The organism is Luteimonas padinae (assembly GCF_014652935.1).
In the GTDB taxonomy this organism is placed as follows: domain Bacteria; phylum Pseudomonadota; class Gammaproteobacteria; order Xanthomonadales; family Xanthomonadaceae; genus Luteimonas; species Luteimonas padinae.
Genome location: NZ_BMZT01000005.1, coordinates 128,175 through 145,924 on the forward strand (window position 1 = coordinate 128,175; position 17,750 = coordinate 145,924).

The window sequence follows — 17,750 nt, forward strand, 5'->3', positions numbered from 1 at the left end:
TCGCGAATCAGTCTTCTTCGACGACGCGGGTCTTCGGCACGATGACCTGGCGGCCGCGGTAGAAGCCGTCGGCGGTCATGTGGTGGCGGATGTGCGTCTCGCCCGAGGTCGGGTCCGTCGACAGCTGCTTCGCGCTCAGCGAATCATGGGCACGGCGCATGCCGCGGCGGGAGGGGGACACTCGGGACTTCTGAACAGCCATGGGATTGCTCCAGCAACGAATTCGGGGTGATCGGGACGATCGGGCAACTCAATTGTTCTTCTTCAGCGCCGCCAGTGCCGCGAACGGATTGGCCTGCGCCTCCTCGTCGTCGGTGACCGGCCAGTCACGGTCGACGCTTTCCGATCCGGGCGACACCGGCACCACCGGCACCGCCAGGATCAACTCATCTTCCAGCAGGTCCGCGGGGCGGATGGCGCCGTCCTCGCCCACCTCGAGGGCTTCGTAGCCCTCCGGCAGCGCGGCCTCGGCGACCTCGGCCTCCTCGTCCCCCGCCCGCAGCAGGCCCAGCCGCTGCACCACCGCCACCGGATGCACGAAGCGCTGCAGCGTGCGCTGGCAGAGCAGCGGCAGCTGCGCCTCGACCCCCAGTTCGACGTAGGGCACCCGCAGCGCGTCGCGGTCGAAGGACAGCGTGAACGCCACGTCGCCCTCGGCATCGACCAGCAGCTCGCGCAGGCGCGGCATGGCGGACAACGGCAGGCGGCCGGCGAACTCGCGACGGGCCGCGACCATGCGCCAGGCGTCGAGTACTTCGGGCACGTCTGCGGACATAAGCCGCGGAATGTTATGCCTCGGACACACCCATGTCAAACCGCCGGGATCCCGGCAAACCCTTGTCGCCGCGGGCAATTTGCCTCGCGCGAGGGTTCGGCGGCAGACTGCGGGCCCGCACGCGAGACCCCCGGTTTGAGCCTGATAGCGCTGCTGATCGCGATCGCCGTGGCCCTGGCGGCCTGGCTCCTCTTCCGCCGGCGCAGTGGCCACGACCGCCACCGGCGGGCCATGGCCGGCGTGCTCGACGCCGCCGACGCCCTCGAGGCCCGCCTGCGCACCGCGCGCAGCGAGATCGAGGCGGTGGCCGGGGACGGCGCCGACCCGGTGCGCGAGGCCATGCAGGAGATGCTGCGCCAGCGCCTGTGGCTGCAGCAGCACGGCGCCTCGGCGTCCAGCGGGCAACTGGACGCCGTGCGCGAGTCCATCGACGCCGCCCGCTCGCGCATCGACCACCAGCTCGGCCGCATCGAGCGCGCCCGGGCACCGCTGCCGTGAGCGCGATGCCGCGCCTGGTGCTGGCCTCCACCTCGCGCTACCGCGGTGAGCTGCTGGCGCGGCTGCGATGGCCCTTCGACACCGAGCGCCCGGACGTCGACGAGACGCCGCTGGCGGACGAGACCCCGCAGGCGCTGGCCCTGCGCCTGGCCGTGGCCAAGGCCTCCGCGGTGGCCGCCCGGCTGCCGCATGACTGCGTGATCGGCTCCGACCAGGTGGCCGATTTCGACGGCCGGCCGCTCGGCAAGCCGGGTGGACGCGAGGCCGCGATCGCCCAGCTGATGGCGATGTCGGGGCGCTGCGTGGCCTTCCGCACCGCCGTGGCAATCGCCCTGGGCGGCCGCGTGGCCAGCGCCCTGGACACCACCGTGGTGCGCTTCCGCAGCCTCGCCCGGGGCGAGGTCGAGCGCTACCTCGACCTCGAGCAACCCTACGATTGCGCCGGCAGCTTCAAGTCGGAAGGCCTGGGGATCACGCTGTTCGACGCCATCGAGACCAGCGACCCCACCGCCCTGGTGGGCCTGCCGCTGATCGCCACCGCGCGCCTGCTGCGCGAAGCCGGCCTCGCCCTGCCCTGAGCCTCAGTGCGCCGCGGCGTCGAGCACTTCGATCCGCTGCTCCGACCAGTCCTCGACGCTGCCGTCGCGCCCGTGCAGGCGCAGGCCGAGCCAGTGCGTGCCGCCGCTGCCGGGCGGCAGCGCGACCTTGGCCGAGAAGCCGACGCCGGGATGGCCCGGATCGGTGGAGATCTTCCAGTACCGGGCCACGCCGGGGCTGGCGAGCCCGTACGTGGCCTCGGCGACGACGCTGCCGTCGAACAGGACCTCCACGCGTTCGATGCCGACGCCGTCCTTGAAGGCCCAGCCATCGACCCTGAAGTCGCCGCCGACCCGGGCATTCGCCACGGGCGCGTCGACCCAGGCCATCGCCGGCAGCGTGCACGCCGCGTCGGGGTCACGCGTGCCGCCGTCGATGGCGAACAGCAGGAAGCGGGTGCGGCCGTGGTCGACGTTGAGCACGCGCGGCGGCGGCAGCGGGCCGAAGCGGCGGCACAGCGCGTGGTAGCGCAGCAGCAGGTGCTTGTATTCGACCTCGCTGGCGGCGATCACCAGCAGCACCGGCCCGCCGGGATCGGTGGCGCCGGTGGCCTCGAGGCCCCACAGGCGCAGCTGCGGGGCGCGCCCGTGCTGGCGGTTGACCGGGTGCTCGAGCACTTCGATCCCGGCATCGCCCAGCGCGAAGCCCAGTTCCGCCCCGACCTTGAAGTTGTCGGCCACGATGCGGGTGCCTTCGGGCATGCCCTCGCGGACTTCGCGCACGCCATCGGCGAGCACGTCCCAGCCGGCGAAATTGGACGGGTACCACTTCATGGCCGCGGTGCGGGCACGCAGGTCGGGCACGGAAACGAAGGCGTAATACCCCAGCACCGCCGCCATGCCGACGCCCGCACCGGCCCAGGTGAGCACGCGCAGCCAGCGCGGCCAGCGCAGCAGCAGGGTCGGCAGCAACGGCAGCAGCGCGACCAGTCCGGGCAGCGGCCAGTGGAAGCTCACGCGCTCGGTGTCGGCGAAGAAGCCGAGCACGAAGAAGCCCAGCACCACCAGCCCACCGCACAGCGCGATGAAGCGCACCGGGTCGCTGTCGTCGCGGACGCCGCGGACGCCGGCCCACAGCAGGGCCGCGAACAGCAGCGGCGTGGCCAGCAGCGCCTGGATGGCGATGAACCAGACGCCGTCCCACTGCCAGGCCCAGGGATGGCGGTCGACCAGCTGGAAGCGCAGGCCGGCCTCGGCGTTCTCGAAGTTCCAGGCCAGCAGCGGCGTCCACGCCGCGATGCCGAAGGCGATCGCGATCCACAGCCGCGGGTCGCGCAGCGCCTGCCGGCCCTGCGGCAGCGCCAGCAGCGCGAGCGCGCCAACGCCGATCACCGCCGCGAAGCGGTAATGGCTCAGCGCTCCGATCGCGAGGCCGAGCGCGAGCTGCAGGGCGGCGCCGTAGCCGACGCCGCGCAGCAGGCGCGCGCCGGCGTCCAGGCACAGCAGCGTGGCCAGCACCATCGCCGTGTCCGGCAGCGCCATCAGGCCCAGCGTCCCCGACAGCGGCAGCAGCAGCGTGGCGATGCCTGCCAGCCAGCCGTGGCGCTCGCCGAATTCGCGCGCGGTCACCCGCACCACCAGCCACGGCACCAGCGAGGCCAGCAGCAGGAACGGCATGCGCAGCGCCAGCGTGCCTTCACCGAAGACGGTGGTGCCGATGCGGATCAGCCACGCGGTGAGGCCCGGGAGATCGGAGTACGCCCACGCCAGGTGGCGGCTCTCCTGCCAGTAGAACGCCTCGTCCACGAACAGCGGCAGGCGCGCGGCGACCACCGCCTTGAGCAGCAGCAGCGCGCACCAGAGCGCGACGAAGGTCGCGCGCGCATCGATCTTTTCCCGCATCCCGCAACGACCTCGCTACACTTCGCCGGAGCCACACGGAGCCCGGCATGACCGCCCAGTCCGCGAAACAGGACATGCTAACCGACGCCCTGCGCAACGCCCTGAACGATGCACAGGCGCAGGTGAATTCCCTGGTACTGGGCAAGCAGCAGGCGGTGCGCTTCGCCTTCACCGCCCTGCTCTCCGACGGCCACCTGCTGATCGAAGACCTCCCCGGCCTGGGCAAGACCACGCTGGCGCATGCGCTGGCCGCGACCCTGGGCCTGGGCTTCCAGCGCGTGCAGTTCACCTCCGACCTGCTGCCGTCGGACATCGTCGGCGTGTCGGTCTACGACGCCCAGGGCGGCGGTTTCAGCTTCCATCCCGGCCCGGTGTTCGCGCACGTGCTGCTGGCCGACGAGATCAACCGCGCGCCGCCGCGCACGCAGAGCGCGCTGCTCGAGGCCATGGCCGAGCACCAGGTCACCGTCGACGGCACCACCCATGCGCTGCCGCGGCCGTTCTTCGTCATCGCGACCCAGAACCCGGTGGACCTGGCCGGCACCTACCCGCTGCCGGATTCCCAGCTCGACCGCTTCCTGCTGCGCCTGCAGCTGGGCTATCCCGATCCCGAGGCCGAGCGCGCGCTGCTGGCCGGCACCGATCGCCGCGACCTGATCGCGCAGGCGGTGCCCGTGCTCGGCGCCGACCAGGTGCTGCGCCTGCGCGAAGCGGTGCTTGCGGTGCATGCCAGCGACGCGCTGGTGCGCTACGTGCAGGCGCTGCTCGAACGCAGCCGCCACCACGCCGGCGTGCGCGTGGGCCTGTCGCCGCGCGCGGGCATCGCCCTGCTGCGCGCGGCACGCGCGCACGCGCTGCTGCTGGGTCGCGGCCACGTCCTGCCCGACGACATCCAGGCGCTGTTCGGCGCCGTGGCCGCGCACCGCCTGGTCGGCGATGCCGACGCCGGCGACGCCGCGGCGCTGGCGCAGGCGATCCTGCACGCCGTCGCGGTCGACTGACCGTGGCGGGCGGGCGGCTGTCCGGCCTGCGCGCGCGCCTGGAGGCGCTGGCGCGGCCGCGCGGGCCGGAGCCGCTGCCGGTCGTCTTCGACCGCCGCCGCATCTACGTCCTGCCCACCGCCTTCGGCGCGTTCTTCGCCGCGCTGCTGGCGGTGATGCTGGTCGGCGCGCTCAACTACAACAACAATCCCGCCCTGCTGCTGGCGCTGCTGCTGGGCGGGGCGGCCAACACCAGCCTGTTCGCCGCGCACCTGCAGCTGTCGGGGCTGGCGGTGACGGCTGTCGACGCCGATCCGGTCGCGGCTGGATCGCCGATGGCGCTGCGCGTGCACCTGCGCGCCGATCCGGCGCGTGCGCGCCGCGGCCTGCGGCTGCGGCTGGGCGATGCCGTCGCCACGGCATCGCTGGTCGACGGCGCCGGCGAAGCGCGACTGCTCCTGCCCACGCGGCAGCGCGGCTGGCTGCACCCCGGGCGGATCACCGTGTCCACCACGCGCCCGCTCGGCATCGCGCGCGCCTGGGCCTACGCCTGGCCCCCGGCGCCGCTGCTGGTGTATCCGCGACCGGAAACCGGCGGACCACCGCTGCCGCTGGGCGCCGGCGACACGGCGCAGGCGCGCCTGCATCCCGCGGGCGACGACGTCCACCACCTGCGCGCCTACCGCCGCGGCGATTCGCGGCGCGCCATCGCCTGGAAACCCTCCGCGCGCCACGGCGCGCTGCTGGTGCGCGAGTACGAGCAGCCGCAGGGCGCCGACGTCGTGCTCGACTGGTCGACGCTGGTGTTGGCGCATGAGGACCGCATCCGCCGCCTGGCGCGCTGGGTCGACGAGGCCGAGCGCGAAGGCCGCCGCTACCGGCTGCAGCTTCCGCGGCAGGCGATCGGCCCGGCCAGCGGTCCGGCGCACCGCCACGCCTGCCTGCGCGCGCTGGCGCTGCTGCCGCCGGCCGACCCCGACGCCGTGATCCGCCATGGCTGAGCCGCGCAGGAGCCTTCCGCTCGATCCCCAGGCACGCGCCTGGACCCTGGCCGCGGCGGCGGCCTGCCTGCTGCCGCTGCTGCTGCAGCTGCCCGGGCCGCTGGCGGTGGGCCTGGCGGCGGTGTCGGCGATGGTGGGCGCCCTGTCCTGGTGGCGCCGGCTGCCGGCGCCGCTGCGCCTGGCGCTGTCGCTGGCGCTGGTCGCGGTGGTGCTGGCGCAGTGGCGATTCTCGTTCGGCCGCGACACCGGCTGCGCGCTGCTGGCGGCGATGCTCGCGCTCAAGCCGATGGAGCTGACGAACCTGCGCGACGCGCGCAGCCTGCTCGGTTTCGCGCTGTTCGCGCCGTTCGCGACCTTCCTGCTCGACCAGGGACCGGTGAGCCTGGTGCTGGGCCTGGCCGCGGCCCTGCTCGCGCTGGCGGCCATGCTGCGCCTGGCCGAGCTGGAAAGCGGCGAGACCGCCACGCTGCGCCCGCGCGAGCGCCTGCGCCGCGTCGGCGCCATGGTCGCGATCGGACTGCCGCTGGCGCTGGCGGTGTTCTGGCTGTTCCCGCGCATGGCGACGCCGCTGTGGGGCGTGCCCGAGCGCGCGATCAGCCGCACCGGCCTGTCCGACACCATGCGCCCCGGCGACTGGGTCGACATGATGGCCGACGACCGGCCCGCGCTGCGTGCCACCTTCGACGGCGCCGCACCGCCGACTTCGGAGATGTACTGGCGCGGGCCGGTGCTCTGGGACTACGACGGCCGCGAGTGGAGCGCCTCGCGCTGGTTCAGCGCCCTGCCTCCGGCCGCGGTCGAACACGGCCCCGCGCGCTACAGCTACGAACTCGAGGTCGAGCCGACCGAGCGCCGCATGCTGGTCGCGCTCGAACTGCCGCTGGCAGCGCCGGACGGCGTGCACCAGGGCTACGACCACACCCTGTCCACGCGCCGCCCGCTGACCGCCATCACGCGCTGGCGCATGCAGTCGGCCGCACCGACGGTGTTCGACACCGGACTGCGGCCGGTCCTGCGCCAGGCCGCGCTGCGCCTGCCCGAGGGCTTCAACCCGCGCACCGTCGCGCTCGCCCGGCAATGGCGCGCCGAGGCCGGCGACGGCGCGCAGGCCGATGCCGCGATCGCCAACCGCGCCCTGGCGTGGATCCGCGGCGAATTCGGCTACACGCTGACCACGCCGCTGCTCGGCCGCCACGCCGTCGACGAGTTCCTGTTCGAGCAGAAGCAGGGCTTCTGCGAACACTTCAGCGGCGCCTTCGTGGTGCTGATGCGCGCGGCCGGCGTGCCGTCGCGCGTGGTGACCGGCTACGTCGGCGGCTACCGCAACCCCTTCGGCGACTACTGGATCGTGCGCAACTCCGACGCCCACGCCTGGGCCGAGGTCTGGCTGCCCGAGCGCGGCTGGGTGCGCGTGGATCCCACCGCGGCGGTGGCGCCCGAGCGCATCTACGACACCATCGCCGAGCGCGCCTCGCGCAGCCCCGGAGGCCTGCAGGCGCTCGCGCCGGTGGTCGACATCGGCGACTGGATGCGCCGCGGCTGGAACGACCTGGTGCTGGGCTTCGACGCCGGGCGCCAGCAGCGCCTGCTGCACGCTTTCGGCGCCGGCGACCTCGGCAGCCGCCAGCTGGTGCTGCTGTTCGCGCTGGTGGCCGGGCTGGCGCTGGCCGCGATGCTCTGGATGGTGGCCCGCGGCGAACGCGAGCGTGATCCCGTGCTGCGCGCCTGGCACCGGCTCGGCGCCCGCTACGCGCGACTGGGCCTGGCGCGGCATCGCCACGAGACGGCCTCCGACTGGGCCGCGCGCGTGGTCGCGCTGCGCCCGCGCTCGGCGGCGCTGCTGCCGCTCACCGCGCGCTTCAGCGATTGGCGCTACGCTCCGGCCCAGGACGGCGTACGCGACCTGCTGCGCGACCTGCGCGCCCACCGGCCGTGACCACGGCCCAAGCCCGGACCCGAATGGAGACCCCCATGCGCACCACCCTTCTCGCCCTGGCCGCGATCGCGCTGCTCGGCGCATGCGCGTCGCAGCCGAAGCCCCTGCAGGGCGAATACGCCGCGCTGACGCCGCGCGACGCCGCCGAAACCGACGCCACCGGCAGCCCCGTGCGCTGGGGCGGACGCATCGTCCAGGTCGAGCCGCGCGCCGACAGCACCTGCTTCGAGATGGTGTCCACGCGCCTGGACCACTACGGGCGCCCGTACTGGGCGAGCGACGACACCGGCGGCCGCTTCATCGCCTGCCGCGCCGGCTTCTACGACCCGGCGGTGTTCGAAGTGAACCGCGAAGTGACCTTCACCGGCCGCCTGGCCGGGCACGAGAGCCGCAGCATCGGCGGCTACAGCTACCGCTTCCCGCTGGTGGACGCGGACATCGTCTACCTGTGGCCCAAGCGCGAGCGCAGCCTGGTCACGCGGCCGGCGCCGTGGCCGTGGTGGGGTTACTGGTAGGAGCCGCCACGGCGGCGACGTGTCGCGCCTGGTGCGTCAGCCGGACGTGCCGAAGCGGCCCAGCGGCGCACCCGCCAGCAGGTGCAGGTGGATCTGGAACACCGTCTGCCCGCCGTCCTCGTTGCAGTTCATGACGATGCGGTAGCCGTCCTCGGCGAAGCCTTCCCGCTTCGCGTATGCCGCCGCGGCCACCGCCAGGCGTCCGACGACTTCGGCCTGGTCCGGCGCCAGGTCGTTGAGCGTGGCGACGTCGACCTTGGGCACGAACAGCACGTGCACCGGCGCCTGCGGCGCGATGTCGCGGAAGGCGATCAGGTGCTCGTCCTCGTAGACGATGTCGGCGGGGAGTTCGCGGTTGATGATGCGGTGGAAGATGGTGCTCATCGCGAAGGACCTGGCAGCGGACGTTGCCGCGATGGTAGCGCTTCGCTTCCGTCGGCACGCCGCTGCGGCGCTGCCGCGGCGCCGGCTGCAGGCCTCAGGCCGCAGGGCTCAGGCCATCTCGCCGCGGCTGCCAAACGCATGCGACAGCGTGCCGCGGTCGACGTACTCCAGCTCCCCGCCCAGCGGCAGGCCGTGCGCGGGGCGGCTGGGGCGCACGCCGTGCTGGCGCGCGAGCTGCGCCAGGTAGTGCGCGGTGGCCTCGCCTTCCACCGTGGGGTTGGTGGCGATGATCAGTTCCTGCACCTCGCCCTCGGCGAGGCGCTCGCCGAGCAGGTGCAGGCCGAGTTCGCGCGGGCCGACGCCGTCGAGCGGACTCAGCCGGCCCTGCAGCACGAAGTACAGGCCGCGGTAGCCGGTGGCCTGTTCGATCGCCAGGCGGTCGGCGGGTGATTCCACCGCGCACAGCAGGTGCGCATCGCGCGAGACGCTGGCGCAGGTCGGGCACAGCGGCGTCTCGCTGAAATCGCGGCAGCGCTCGCAGTGGCCGATCTTCTCCACGGCTTCGCCCAGCACCGCGGCCAGGCGCCGGCCGCCGTCGCGCCCGCGCTCGAGCACGTGGTAGGCCATGCGCTGCGCGGTCTTCTGGCCGACGCCGGGCAGCACCCGGAAGGCCTCGACCAGCTGTTCGAGGAGGGGAACGCTCATCGGGGTACGTTCACAAGGGCATGTTCACAGGGCTCGCTCATGCCACACGAGCGCTTCGGACGCGCCTGCTCAGAACGGCATCTTCATGCCGGGCGGCAGCGGCATGCCGGCGGTGGCCGCGCCCATCCGCGCCTGCGACTCGGCATCGACCTTGTTGCTGGCGTCGTTGAAGGCGGCCGCGATCAGGTCCTCGGCCATTTCCGGATCCGCCAGCACGCTGGGATCGATGCGCACCTTGCGGCACTCCTTGGTGCCGCTGAGGGTGACGCTGACCATGCCGCCGCCGGCGCTGCCGGTGACTTCGAGGTTGGACAGTTCGGCCTGCGCCTTCTGCAGGTTTTCCTGCATCTTCTGCGCCTGCTGCATCAGCTGGGCGATGTTTCCACGCATGTCAGTGCTCCTGTTCCTGGATCGGTCGTATCGAATCCGGCACCAGGCGCGCGCCCTGCTCCACCAGGCGGCGCACGTGCGGATCGTTGTGGAAGGCGGCTTCGGCGGCGCCCTGGCGTTCATCGCGCACGCGCTCGTTGCGCGCGTGCAGGGTGTCGCCGGCGGGCGCGCCGGCCTCGAAGCGGATCTGCGGCGGCGCGCCCCAGCGCGCGCCCAGCGCAGCGGCCAGCTGCTGCACCAGGAAGGGCGCGCGCAGGTGGTCGTCGGACTCGGGCAGCGACAGACGCAGCACCTCGCCCTCGCGCGCGATGAACGCCGAACTGGCGGCCAGCTCGCGCACCGGGCCGCGGAGGTCCAGCGCGGCGACCAGGTCGGGCCAGGTTCCGGCATCGAGCGACGCAGCCATCGCCCCGGCGGGTGCCGGCGACACCGGCGCGGCGGCGGCAGGCGGGGGCGAGGGGCGCGCGGGCGCGGCGGCCGGCGCGCGAGGCGCCTCGGCACGCTGCGGCGGCACTTCCGGCCACGGCGGCGCATCGTCGAACGGCGCAGGCGCCGGACGGTGCGGGGGCGGCGGGGGCGGCGATGGCGCTGGCGACGGCATCGATGGCGGGCGGGCCGGCCCGTCCGCGCGCGCCGACGCCGCGCCTTCGAGCGCCGCACGCGCGGCCGCGGCGGCCGAGCGGCCCGAACCTGCCCCCGCACCGGCGCCGCTGGCGGCGCTCCCGCCCGCGCCGGGCGATGCGCCCGTCCCCGCCTCTCCCGGCCGGAACGCCAGCATGCGCAGCAGGCTCATCTCGAAGCCCACCCGCGCGCTTGGTGCCAGGTTGATGTCGCGGCGGCCGGACACCGCCATCTGGTACCAGAGCTGCACCAGCTCCGGACGCAGCGACGCGGCCAATGCATCGACATCGATGCCATCGGCCTCGACCTCGCTGCCCGGCACCAGCTGCTTCACCTGTATGCGGTGCAGGGCTTCGGCCAATGCGTCCAGCACGCCGCCCCAGTCCGGCGAGAAGCCCGCCAGCACCTCGATCGTCGCCATCAGCCCGGCGCCGTCGTCCTCTGAAAGCGCGGCGAGCAGGGCCGCCACCCGGGTGCGGTCGACCGAGCCGAGCATGGTCGCGACCGCCTGGTCGGTGAGCGCGCTGCCGGCGCCGGCGCCGCTGTAGGCGATCGCCTGGTCGAGCAGCGACAGCCCGTCGCGCAGGCTGCCGTCGGCCGCCTTCGCCAGCTGGCGCACCGCGCCAGCCTCGGCCTCGATGCCCTCGGCGCCGAGGATCTTCGCGATCTGGCCGCGGATCTGCTCCTCCTCCAGGCGCTTGAGGTTGAACTGCAGGCAGCGCGACAGCACCGTCACCAGCAGCTTCTGCGGGTCGGTGGTCGCGAACAGGAACTTGACGTGCTCCGGCGGCTCCTCGAGCGTCTTCAGCAGCGCGTTGAACGCCGCCTTCGAGAGCATGTGCACTTCGTCGATCAGGTAGACCTTGTAGCGGCCGCGCGAGGGCATGTACTGCGCGTTGTCGATCAGGTCGCGGACGTTGTCGACGCCGGTGTTCGACGCCGCGTCGATCTCGAGCAGGTCGATGTAGCGGCCGGCGTCGATGGCCTGGCAGGTCTCGCACTCGCCGCAGGGGTCGCTGGAGGCGCCGCGCTCGCAGTTCAGGCTCTTGGCGAAGATCCGCGCGATCGTGGTCTTGCCCACGCCGCGCGTGCCGGTGAACAGGAAGGCGTGGTGGACGCGGCCGGAATCGAGCGCGTTGACCAGGGCGCGGACCACGTGTTCCTGGCCCACCAGCTCGGCGAACCGCTTCGGGCGCCACTTGCGGGCGAGGACGAGGTAGGACATGCGGTCATTCTGCCACGCTGGCCGAAGCGGGCGACGACCGAGTAAGGCGGAGGTGGGGAAAAGCGTCGCGCCTTCCGCCTTGTCGGCTGACCGGCCGTACCGTGTGCCTCCGCGCTCCGGTATTCCTTGTCCCCGCCAGCCCCGGGAGGATAGAATTCCGGGTCCCGTACGGTCGCGCCAAGGCAGGCACAGCGTACGGACCAGGTGCGGAGAGGTGTCCGAGTGGTTGAAGGAGCACGCCTGGAAAGTGTGTAAGCGTCTAAACCGCGCTTCGGGGGTTCGAATCCCCCTCTCTCCGCCAGTTTTCGCAACAGCCTGCGGCTCCGGCCAAGCAGTTCCGGCCCCCACCCTGCCCGAAGACCTCCTGCGCCTGATGTTCCGGAGGGATCAGCAGCGCCCCGGCCCGCCGTGCTCCAGTCCCGCCAGGATCGGGCAATCCGGGCGATCGTCGCCGGCGCAGGCATCGACCAGCTCCTGCAGCGTGTCCACCATCTGCTGCAGCTGTTCCATGCGCCCGCGCAGCTCGCCGATATGCGCCCGGGCGAGCTTGCGGACATCGGCGCTGTGCCGCGAGCGGTCGTTCCACAGCCCGAGCAGTTCCGAGATCTCCGCCATCTGGAAACCCAGGTCGCGTGCCCGGCGCACGAAGCGCAGCCGGTGCACGTCGGCGTCCGAGTAGATGCGGTAGCCGGCCGCGGTCCGGTCCGCGGGCGGCAACAGGCCGTTGCTCTCGTAGTAGCGGATCATCTTGGCCGACACGCCGGAGGCGCGGGCCGCCTGGCCGATGTTCATCTCGCTGTCCATCAGTGGATCCTAGCGCCCGCCGGGGGCTGGAAGCGGCGCAGGCGCAGGGCGTTGCCGAGCACGAACACGCTCGACAGCGACATCGCGCCGGCGGCGAAGATCGGCGACAGCAGCAGGCCAAACGCCGGGTACAGCACGCCGGCCGCGACCGGGATCAGCGCGGTGTTGTAGGCGAAGGCCCAGAACAGGTTCTGGCGGATGTTGCCCAGGGTCGCCTTCGACAGCGCGATCGCGGTCGGCACGCCCTGCAGGCTGCCCGACATCAGCACCACATCGGCCGACTCCACCGCCACGTCGGTGCCGGTGCCGATCGCCAGGCCGACGTCGGCCTCGGCCAGCGCGGGCGCGTCGTTGATGCCGTCGCCGACGAAGGCGAGCGTGCCGTGGCTGGCGCGCAGCCGCTGCACCGCCTCGACCTTGCCGGCCGGCAGCACCTCGGCGACGACTTCGTCGATGCCCAGCTGGTCGGCGATCGCCCGCGCGGTGCGCGCGTTGTCGCCGGTGATCATCGCCACCTTCAGGCCGAGCCCGTGCAGGGCGTCGATCGCGGCCTTCGAGCTGGGCTTGATCGGATCCGACACTGCCACGATCGCGGCCAGCCGGCCGTCGAGTGCGGCATACAGCGGCGACTTGCCTTCGCTGCCAAGCCGCTGCGCGGAGGCGCCGAACGTGGTGACGTCCAGGCCCAGCTCCCGCATCCAGCGGTCGGCGCCGACCTCCACCCGCACGCCGTCCACGACCGCGCGCACGCCCATGCCAGTGACCGACTCGAAATCGGCCAGCGCCGGCAGTTCCAGGCCCTCGCCTTCCGCCGCTGTCACGATCGCGCGGGCGATGGGATGCTCGGAACGCGACTCCACCGCGGCGATCGCCGCCAGCACCCGGGTCCGGTCGAAGCCCTCGGCCACGTCCAGGTCGGTCAGCACCGGATGGCCCTCGGTCAGCGTGCCGGTCTTGTCGACCGCCACCACCCGGGCGTCCTTGAGCAGCTGCAGCGCCTCGCCCTTGCGGAACAGCACGCCCAGTTCGGCGCCGCGCCCGGTGCCGACCATGATCGAGGTCGGCGTGGCCAGGCCCATGGCGCAGGGGCAGGCGATAATCAGCACCGCCACCGCGTTGACCAGGGCGAAGCTCAGCGCCGGGGATGGGCCAAAGACCAGCCACACCAGGAAGGTCAGCAGCGCCGCGCCCATCACCGCCGGCACGAACCACAGCGTGACCTTGTCCACCAGCGCCTGGATCGGCAGCTTGGCGCCCTGCGCCTGCTCCACCATGCGGATGATCTGCGCCAGCATGGTCTGCCCGCCCACGGCGGTCGCGCGCAGGGTGAAGGCGCCGGTCTGGTTGACCGTGCCGCCGACCACCGTGCTGCCGGCGCTCTTTTCCACCGGCACCGGCTCGCCGGTGATCATCGATTCGTCCACGTAGCTGCCGCCTTCGATGACCTCGCCGTCCACCGGCACGCGCTCGCCCGGGCGCACTTCCACCAGGTCGCCGGCCACGAGCTGCTCGACCGGGACATCGACCACGCCGCCTTCGCGCCGCACGCGGGCGACCTTGGCCTGCAGCCCGACCAGGCGCTTGATCGCCTCCGAGGTGCGCCCCTTGGCCCGCGCTTCCAGCCAGCGGCCCAGCAGCACCAGCGCGACGATCACCGCCGCGGCTTCGTAGTACACGTTGACGGTGCCGGCGGGCAGCAGCTGCGGCAGGAAGGTGGCGACCACCGAATAGCCCCAGGCCGCGGCGGTGCCGACCGCCACCAGCGAGTTCATGTCCGGCGCCAGCCGCGCCAGCGCCGGGAAGCCCTTGAGGTAGAAGCGCCGGCCGGGGACCACCAGCACCAGCGTGGTCAGCGCGAACTGCAGGTACCAGCTCGCCTGCATGCCGATGCTGCGCTCGATCAGGCCGTGCACGCCCGGCAGCAGGTGGGCGCCCATTTCCAGCAGGAACACCGGCAGCGCCAGCGCGGTGGCCAGCAGCAGGTCGCGGCGCAGGCCTTCGCGCTCGGCGTCCTTGCGCTGCGCGGCGGCCTCATCGTCGGCGCCGGGGGCGGCGGTGTCGACCGGCCGCGCTTCATAGCCGGCGTGTGCAATCGCCGCCAGCAACGCCTCTGCACTGGCGGTGCCACGCACGGTCGCACGCTCGGTGGCGAGGTTGACCGCGGCATCGACGACGCCGGGCACGGCCTTGAGCCCGCGCTCGACCCGGCCCACGCAGGACGCGCAGGTCATGCCGTCCACGTTGAACTCGACCGTCGTGGCCCCCTTCGGGGAACTGCCCATATCCGGATCCTCCTTCAGACGATGGCGGCAGCATGGACCTTGACATCATGGCAAGGTCAAGCCCGACCTTCCCACAATGGCTGCATGTCATTCCCCAACCGGAGCAACCCCATGCAGACCAACGTCCTGATCCGCGCCATCGCGATGTCGCTGGCCCTCGCCAGACCGGCGGCCAGCACGGGACCGGCCGCCGGAACGCCAGCAGGTTCGCGATCAGCTTCTGGCAAACCTCACTCCATGGATCGGGCATACGGCGGGTAATCGACCAGCCCCCGGGCGTCGCCTCCGTAGTACGTCTCGCGGTCGGGCGTGGCCAGGGGCCAGCCGTTCTCCAGCCGCGCCACCAGGTCCGGGTTGGCGATGAACGGCTGTCCGAAGGCAACCAGGTCGATGATGCCTTCGCCCAGCAGCTGTTCGCCGCGCTCGCGGGTCATGCTGCCGGCCAGGATGACCGCGGTGGTGGTCGGCAGCGCCTTGCGGATGCCGGCCAGCAGGGCGTGGAAACGCGCGGCGATCTCCCGGGCTTCCTCCGACTGCGTGCCGGGGCCGACCTGGTCGTTGAGGTGCACGTAGGCGATCCCGCGCTCGCCCAGCGCCCGGGCATAGGCGAGGTAGGTGGCGTCGATTTCGTCGTGGTGCGGCATGTCGGCGAAGCGGCCGTACGGAGAGATGCGCACGCCCACGCGCGCGGCGCCGATGCGGGCGCAAACCGCGTCCACCACCTCGAGCGCAAAGCGCAGGCGGTCGTCCATGTTGGCGGCGCCGTAGCGGTCGCTGCGCGCGTTGACGTGCGGGTTGAGGAACTGCTCGAACAGGTAGCCGTTGGCGCTGTGGATCTCCACGCCGTCGAAGCCGGCGTCGATGGCGTTGGCCGCGGCCTGCGCGAAGTCCGCGACCACCCGCGCGATCTCGTCGGTGTCCAGCGCGCGCGGCACCCCGGGCGGGATGAAGCCGGGATTGCCGTCGGCGTCATAGCCGAAGGCATGCGAGTTGGCCGGCTGCTTCGCCGAGGCACTGACCGGATCCCGGCCCTCGTGCTGGATCGACGGATGCGACATCCGCCCGACATGCCACAGCTGGGCGAAGATCCGGCCACCGACCGCGTGCACCGACTGCGTCGTCAGCCGCCAGCCCTCGATCTGCTCCGGGGTGAAGATGCCCGGGTTGAACAGGTAGCCCTGCCCCTCGCGCGACACCGGCGTCCCCTCGCTGACGATCAGCCCGGCGGTGGCGCGCTGGGTGTAGTACAGCGCGATGGTGTCGGTGGCGATGTCCTCCGGCGCTCGGGCGCGGGTCATCGGTGCCATCACGATGCGGTTGGCCAGGTCCAGGCCGGACAGGTTGAAGGGGGTGAACAGGTCGGACATGAAGGAGTTCCATGAAGGAAGAATCCTCCCAGATGGCGGCTTCGCCGTGCCGCACCAGCGCAGGATCCCGAACAGTGCGATCCATCGCGGAGCGGTTGGGTGGCTCGCTGGCGCTCTCGCCACGCGAGCCACACGGGCTGGTCGCCGTCCTTACGCTGCCGCTGCAGCCAGGTACTCGTCCGTGGCGATGACCTTTGCGTCACCCAGTGGCTGAACGCCGAGCGCGTCGCGCGGGCGCAGCAGCTGCTGGAAACCACCGACATGCCGATCGAGGCGGTCGCCGGCGAGGCGGGATTCGGCACGCCGCTGGGCCTGCGCCAGCAGTTCGCGGCGCAGCTGGGCACCACGCCGTCGCACTACCGGCGCACGTTCCGCGAAGTCAGCCGGCCACGTCCCGCGCAACACCCGCCACAGGCGTTGACCTTTCCACGGTGACAAACCTGACAATGGTCCCCGACGCATTTCCCCCGACTGGAGAAAGAGCAATGCAACTGAACGTGGAAGGCATGACCTGCGCCCATTGCGAGCGCGCCGTCCAGAAAGCGGTCGCCGGGCTTGGCGGCACGGCCGTGGTCGACCTGTCGGCCGGCACCGTGCACGTGAGCGGGATCGATGACGTGGCCGCCGTGCGCAGCGCCATCGAAGAGGCGGGCTACAAGGTCACCGACGCACCGGGCCGGTAGCCGTCGGGGCGCCGGGAGCGCGCTTGCTCCTGGCGCCCTGCCCCAGGCACGAAGCGGATCCGACCCGCCGGGGCTGGCTGCGCCTGCGCCCAGTCCGCTAGAATGGCGGGCTCACGGAACAGGGCGCCAGCCCGATGCGTGAATGCCAACTGGTTCAACCGGTTGGACCGGTTTCAACGGCACGCCGCAACGGCATGCCCGCATGATTTCCATGGTGGCCCCGTCGGCCCCTCGCGACGCTAGGTCGAAAACCCCGCCAGGGCCGGAAGGCAGCAACGGTATCGATCGACGCGGGTGCCGAGGCCAGTCGGCGGGGCTGCCTCCATTCCGGACCACTGTTCCCGTGCCCACGGCGCGGCGATGCCCCGCGCACCGGGCCCGCGCCTCAGCCCGGCAGCGCCGGGTGCGGCACCGGTGCGGCCAGCGCGAACGCCTCGCCCGGACGCGCGACGCGGTGGCCCCGTCCGCGCAGCGCCTCGCCGTCGGCCTCGCTGGCGTAGTGGTAGAGCACGCAGCGGGCCAGGAGGCCGGGCGGGTATTCGCGCTCGAGGTCGTCGATGCCGGTGTGCGAGGGATTGCCGACCAGCCCGCAGTCGTGCGCGACCAGTTCACCCTCGCCGGCCGCCGCCGCCAGGACCTCGGGGATCGGACGCGTGTCGCCGGTCCACGCCAGGCTGCCGCGCAGGCGCAGGCCGAAGGCGGTGCGCGGCCAGTGGTGGCGCGACTCGAACACCTCCAGGCGCACGCCGTCGTGCCAGAACGCATCGCCAACGGGGACCACGCGGAAGGCATCCCAGAAGTTCGCCCCGCCCTCGGCCAGCGCGTTCGGGTAGTCGGCCACGCGCCGGTGCAGCAGCGGCAGCACGTCCACCGGCACGTACAGCGGCATCCGCCCGCGGCGCGCCGGATCGAACCAGTTGGCCACGAACAGGCGCTCGAAGCCGGCGACGTGGTCGAGGTGGACATGGGTGACGAACATCGCCGGCGGCGGCGCGCCGTAGTGTGCGAGGTACGCGGTCAGGCCCTCGGCGCCGCAGTCGATCGCCAGCCACGGCGCGCCATCGCGCTCGATCGTCGCCATCGGCGAGCCCAGCGACACCGCCGACGCGCTGCCCACGCCCTGGAAGCGCAGCGTCCAGCCCATGC

The 17,750-nt window shown here is 72.7% G+C and carries 19 protein-coding genes, 1 tRNA gene and 1 other RNA gene; 10 read left to right on the forward strand and 11 right to left on the reverse strand.

The genetic code is table 11. The annotated features are described in order from the left end of the window. Nucleotides 1–7: 7 nt before the first annotated feature. Entirely contained in the window at nt 8–202 is a 195-nt protein-coding gene (rpmF, locus tag IE168_RS07145; RefSeq protein WP_189496675.1) for a 50S ribosomal protein L32, read from the reverse strand. A gap of 48 nt (nt 203–250) precedes the next feature. After that, complete coding sequence (locus tag IE168_RS07150; RefSeq protein WP_189496677.1) at nt 251–775, reverse strand: YceD family protein; 525 nt, start codon at nt 773–775, stop codon at nt 251–253. Between the two features lie 135 nt (nt 776–910). Between IE168_RS07150 and IE168_RS07155 the strand changes: the two genes are divergently transcribed. Beyond that, nucleotides 911–1,273, forward strand: a complete 363-nt coding sequence (locus IE168_RS07155) for a hypothetical protein (RefSeq protein ID WP_189496679.1) — start codon at nt 911–913, stop codon at nt 1,271–1,273. Nucleotides 1,274–1,278: 5 nt separating this feature from the next. After that, a complete protein-coding gene (locus IE168_RS07160) occupies nt 1,279–1,851 on the forward strand; it encodes a Maf family protein (RefSeq protein WP_189496931.1) in 573 nt (190 codons plus the stop codon). A gap of 3 nt (nt 1,852–1,854) precedes the next feature. Here IE168_RS07160 and IE168_RS07165 read toward each other — a convergent pair whose 3' ends face one another. Beyond that, entirely contained in the window at nt 1,855–3,711 is a 1,857-nt protein-coding gene (locus IE168_RS07165; protein WP_189496681.1) for a glycosyltransferase family 39 protein, read from the reverse strand. 47 nt (nt 3,712–3,758) lie between these two features. On the opposite strand from IE168_RS07165, the gene IE168_RS07170 reads away from it, so the two are divergent. Genes IE168_RS07170 through IE168_RS07185 form a run of 4 tightly spaced genes read left to right on the forward strand, consistent with a single transcriptional unit; the run spans nt 3,759 to nt 8,143 of the window. Next, nucleotides 3,759–4,712 carry an AAA family ATPase gene (locus IE168_RS07170; protein ID WP_189496684.1) on the forward strand — a complete coding sequence of 318 codons (954 nt, stop codon included), beginning with the start codon at nt 3,759–3,761 and terminating at the stop codon, nt 4,710–4,712. 2 nt (nt 4,713–4,714) lie between these two features. Continuing rightward, complete coding sequence (locus IE168_RS07175; RefSeq protein ID WP_386659233.1) at nt 4,715–5,692, forward strand: DUF58 domain-containing protein; 978 nt, start codon at nt 4,715–4,717, stop codon at nt 5,690–5,692. Continuing rightward, a complete protein-coding gene (locus IE168_RS07180) occupies nt 5,685–7,628 on the forward strand; it encodes a transglutaminase TgpA family protein (protein ID WP_189496686.1) in 1,944 nt (647 codons plus the stop codon). Before IE168_RS07175 ends, IE168_RS07180 begins: the two co-directional genes overlap by 8 nt. A gap of 35 nt (nt 7,629–7,663) precedes the next feature. Beyond that, nucleotides 7,664–8,143, forward strand: a complete 480-nt coding sequence (locus tag IE168_RS07185) for a Slp family lipoprotein (protein WP_189496687.1) — start codon at nt 7,664–7,666, stop codon at nt 8,141–8,143. Nucleotides 8,144–8,179: 36 nt separating this feature from the next. Here the strand turns inward: IE168_RS07185 and IE168_RS07190 are convergent, their stop codons facing one another. The 4 genes from IE168_RS07190 to dnaX form a co-directional block, all read right to left on the reverse strand. Then, entirely contained in the window at nt 8,180–8,527 is a 348-nt protein-coding gene (locus IE168_RS07190; RefSeq protein WP_189496690.1) for a histidine triad nucleotide-binding protein, read from the reverse strand. A gap of 108 nt (nt 8,528–8,635) precedes the next feature. Beyond that, nucleotides 8,636–9,232 (reverse strand): recombination mediator RecR, encoded by a 597-nt coding sequence (gene recR / locus IE168_RS07195; RefSeq protein ID WP_189496692.1) that lies wholly within the window; start codon nt 9,230–9,232, stop codon nt 8,636–8,638. A 69-nt stretch (nt 9,233–9,301) separates the two neighbouring features. After that, nucleotides 9,302–9,622: a YbaB/EbfC family nucleoid-associated protein gene (locus IE168_RS07200; protein ID WP_189496694.1), complete on the reverse strand. Its 321-nt coding sequence runs from the start codon at nt 9,620–9,622 to the stop codon at nt 9,302–9,304. A gap of 1 nt (nt 9,623) precedes the next feature. Then, nucleotides 9,624–11,468: a DNA polymerase III subunit gamma/tau gene (gene dnaX / locus IE168_RS07205; protein WP_189496697.1), complete on the reverse strand. Its 1,845-nt coding sequence runs from the start codon at nt 11,466–11,468 to the stop codon at nt 9,624–9,626. A gap of 208 nt (nt 11,469–11,676) precedes the next feature. Between dnaX and IE168_RS07210 the strand changes: the two genes are divergently transcribed. Then, nucleotides 11,677–11,769: transfer RNA gene (locus IE168_RS07210), tRNA-Ser, on the forward strand. Between the two features lie 86 nt (nt 11,770–11,855). Here the strand turns inward: IE168_RS07210 and cueR are convergent. The 3 genes from cueR to IE168_RS07225 all read right to left on the reverse strand — a co-directional run bounded on the left by cueR (nt 11,856) and on the right by IE168_RS07225 (nt 15,921). Further along, nucleotides 11,856–12,260 carry a Cu(I)-responsive transcriptional regulator gene (gene cueR, locus IE168_RS07215; RefSeq protein ID WP_189496935.1) on the reverse strand — a complete coding sequence of 135 codons (405 nt, stop codon included), beginning with the start codon at nt 12,258–12,260 and terminating at the stop codon, nt 11,856–11,858. A gap of 11 nt (nt 12,261–12,271) precedes the next feature. Continuing rightward, nucleotides 12,272–14,554: a heavy metal translocating P-type ATPase gene (locus IE168_RS07220; protein WP_189496699.1), complete on the reverse strand. Its 2,283-nt coding sequence runs from the start codon at nt 14,552–14,554 to the stop codon at nt 12,272–12,274. A 230-nt stretch (nt 14,555–14,784) separates the two neighbouring features. Further along, a complete protein-coding gene (locus IE168_RS07225) occupies nt 14,785–15,921 on the reverse strand; it encodes an alkene reductase (RefSeq protein WP_189496701.1) in 1,137 nt (378 codons plus the stop codon). A gap of 99 nt (nt 15,922–16,020) precedes the next feature. Between IE168_RS07225 and IE168_RS07230 the strand changes: the two genes are divergently transcribed. The 3 genes from IE168_RS07230 (at nt 16,021) to ffs (ending at nt 16,921) form a co-directional block, all read left to right on the forward strand. Continuing rightward, a complete protein-coding gene (locus tag IE168_RS07230; RefSeq protein WP_229823227.1) occupies nt 16,021–16,356 on the forward strand; it encodes a helix-turn-helix domain-containing protein in 336 nt (111 codons plus the stop codon). Nucleotides 16,357–16,406: 50 nt separating this feature from the next. Then, nucleotides 16,407–16,604 carry a heavy-metal-associated domain-containing protein gene (locus IE168_RS07235; RefSeq protein ID WP_189496702.1) on the forward strand — a complete coding sequence of 66 codons (198 nt, stop codon included), beginning with the start codon at nt 16,407–16,409 and terminating at the stop codon, nt 16,602–16,604. A gap of 220 nt (nt 16,605–16,824) precedes the next feature. Beyond that, an RNA gene (gene ffs, locus IE168_RS07240) (signal recognition particle sRNA small type) lies at nt 16,825–16,921 on the forward strand. A gap of 68 nt (nt 16,922–16,989) precedes the next feature. On the opposite strand, the gene IE168_RS07245 is transcribed toward ffs, so the two are convergent. After that, the gene (locus IE168_RS07245; RefSeq protein WP_189496704.1) at nt 16,990–17,748 is read right to left on the reverse strand and encodes an MBL fold metallo-hydrolase; all 759 of its coding nucleotides are present in this window, start codon (nt 17,746–17,748) and stop codon (nt 16,990–16,992) included. Between the last annotated feature and the right edge of the window lie 2 nt (nt 17,749–17,750).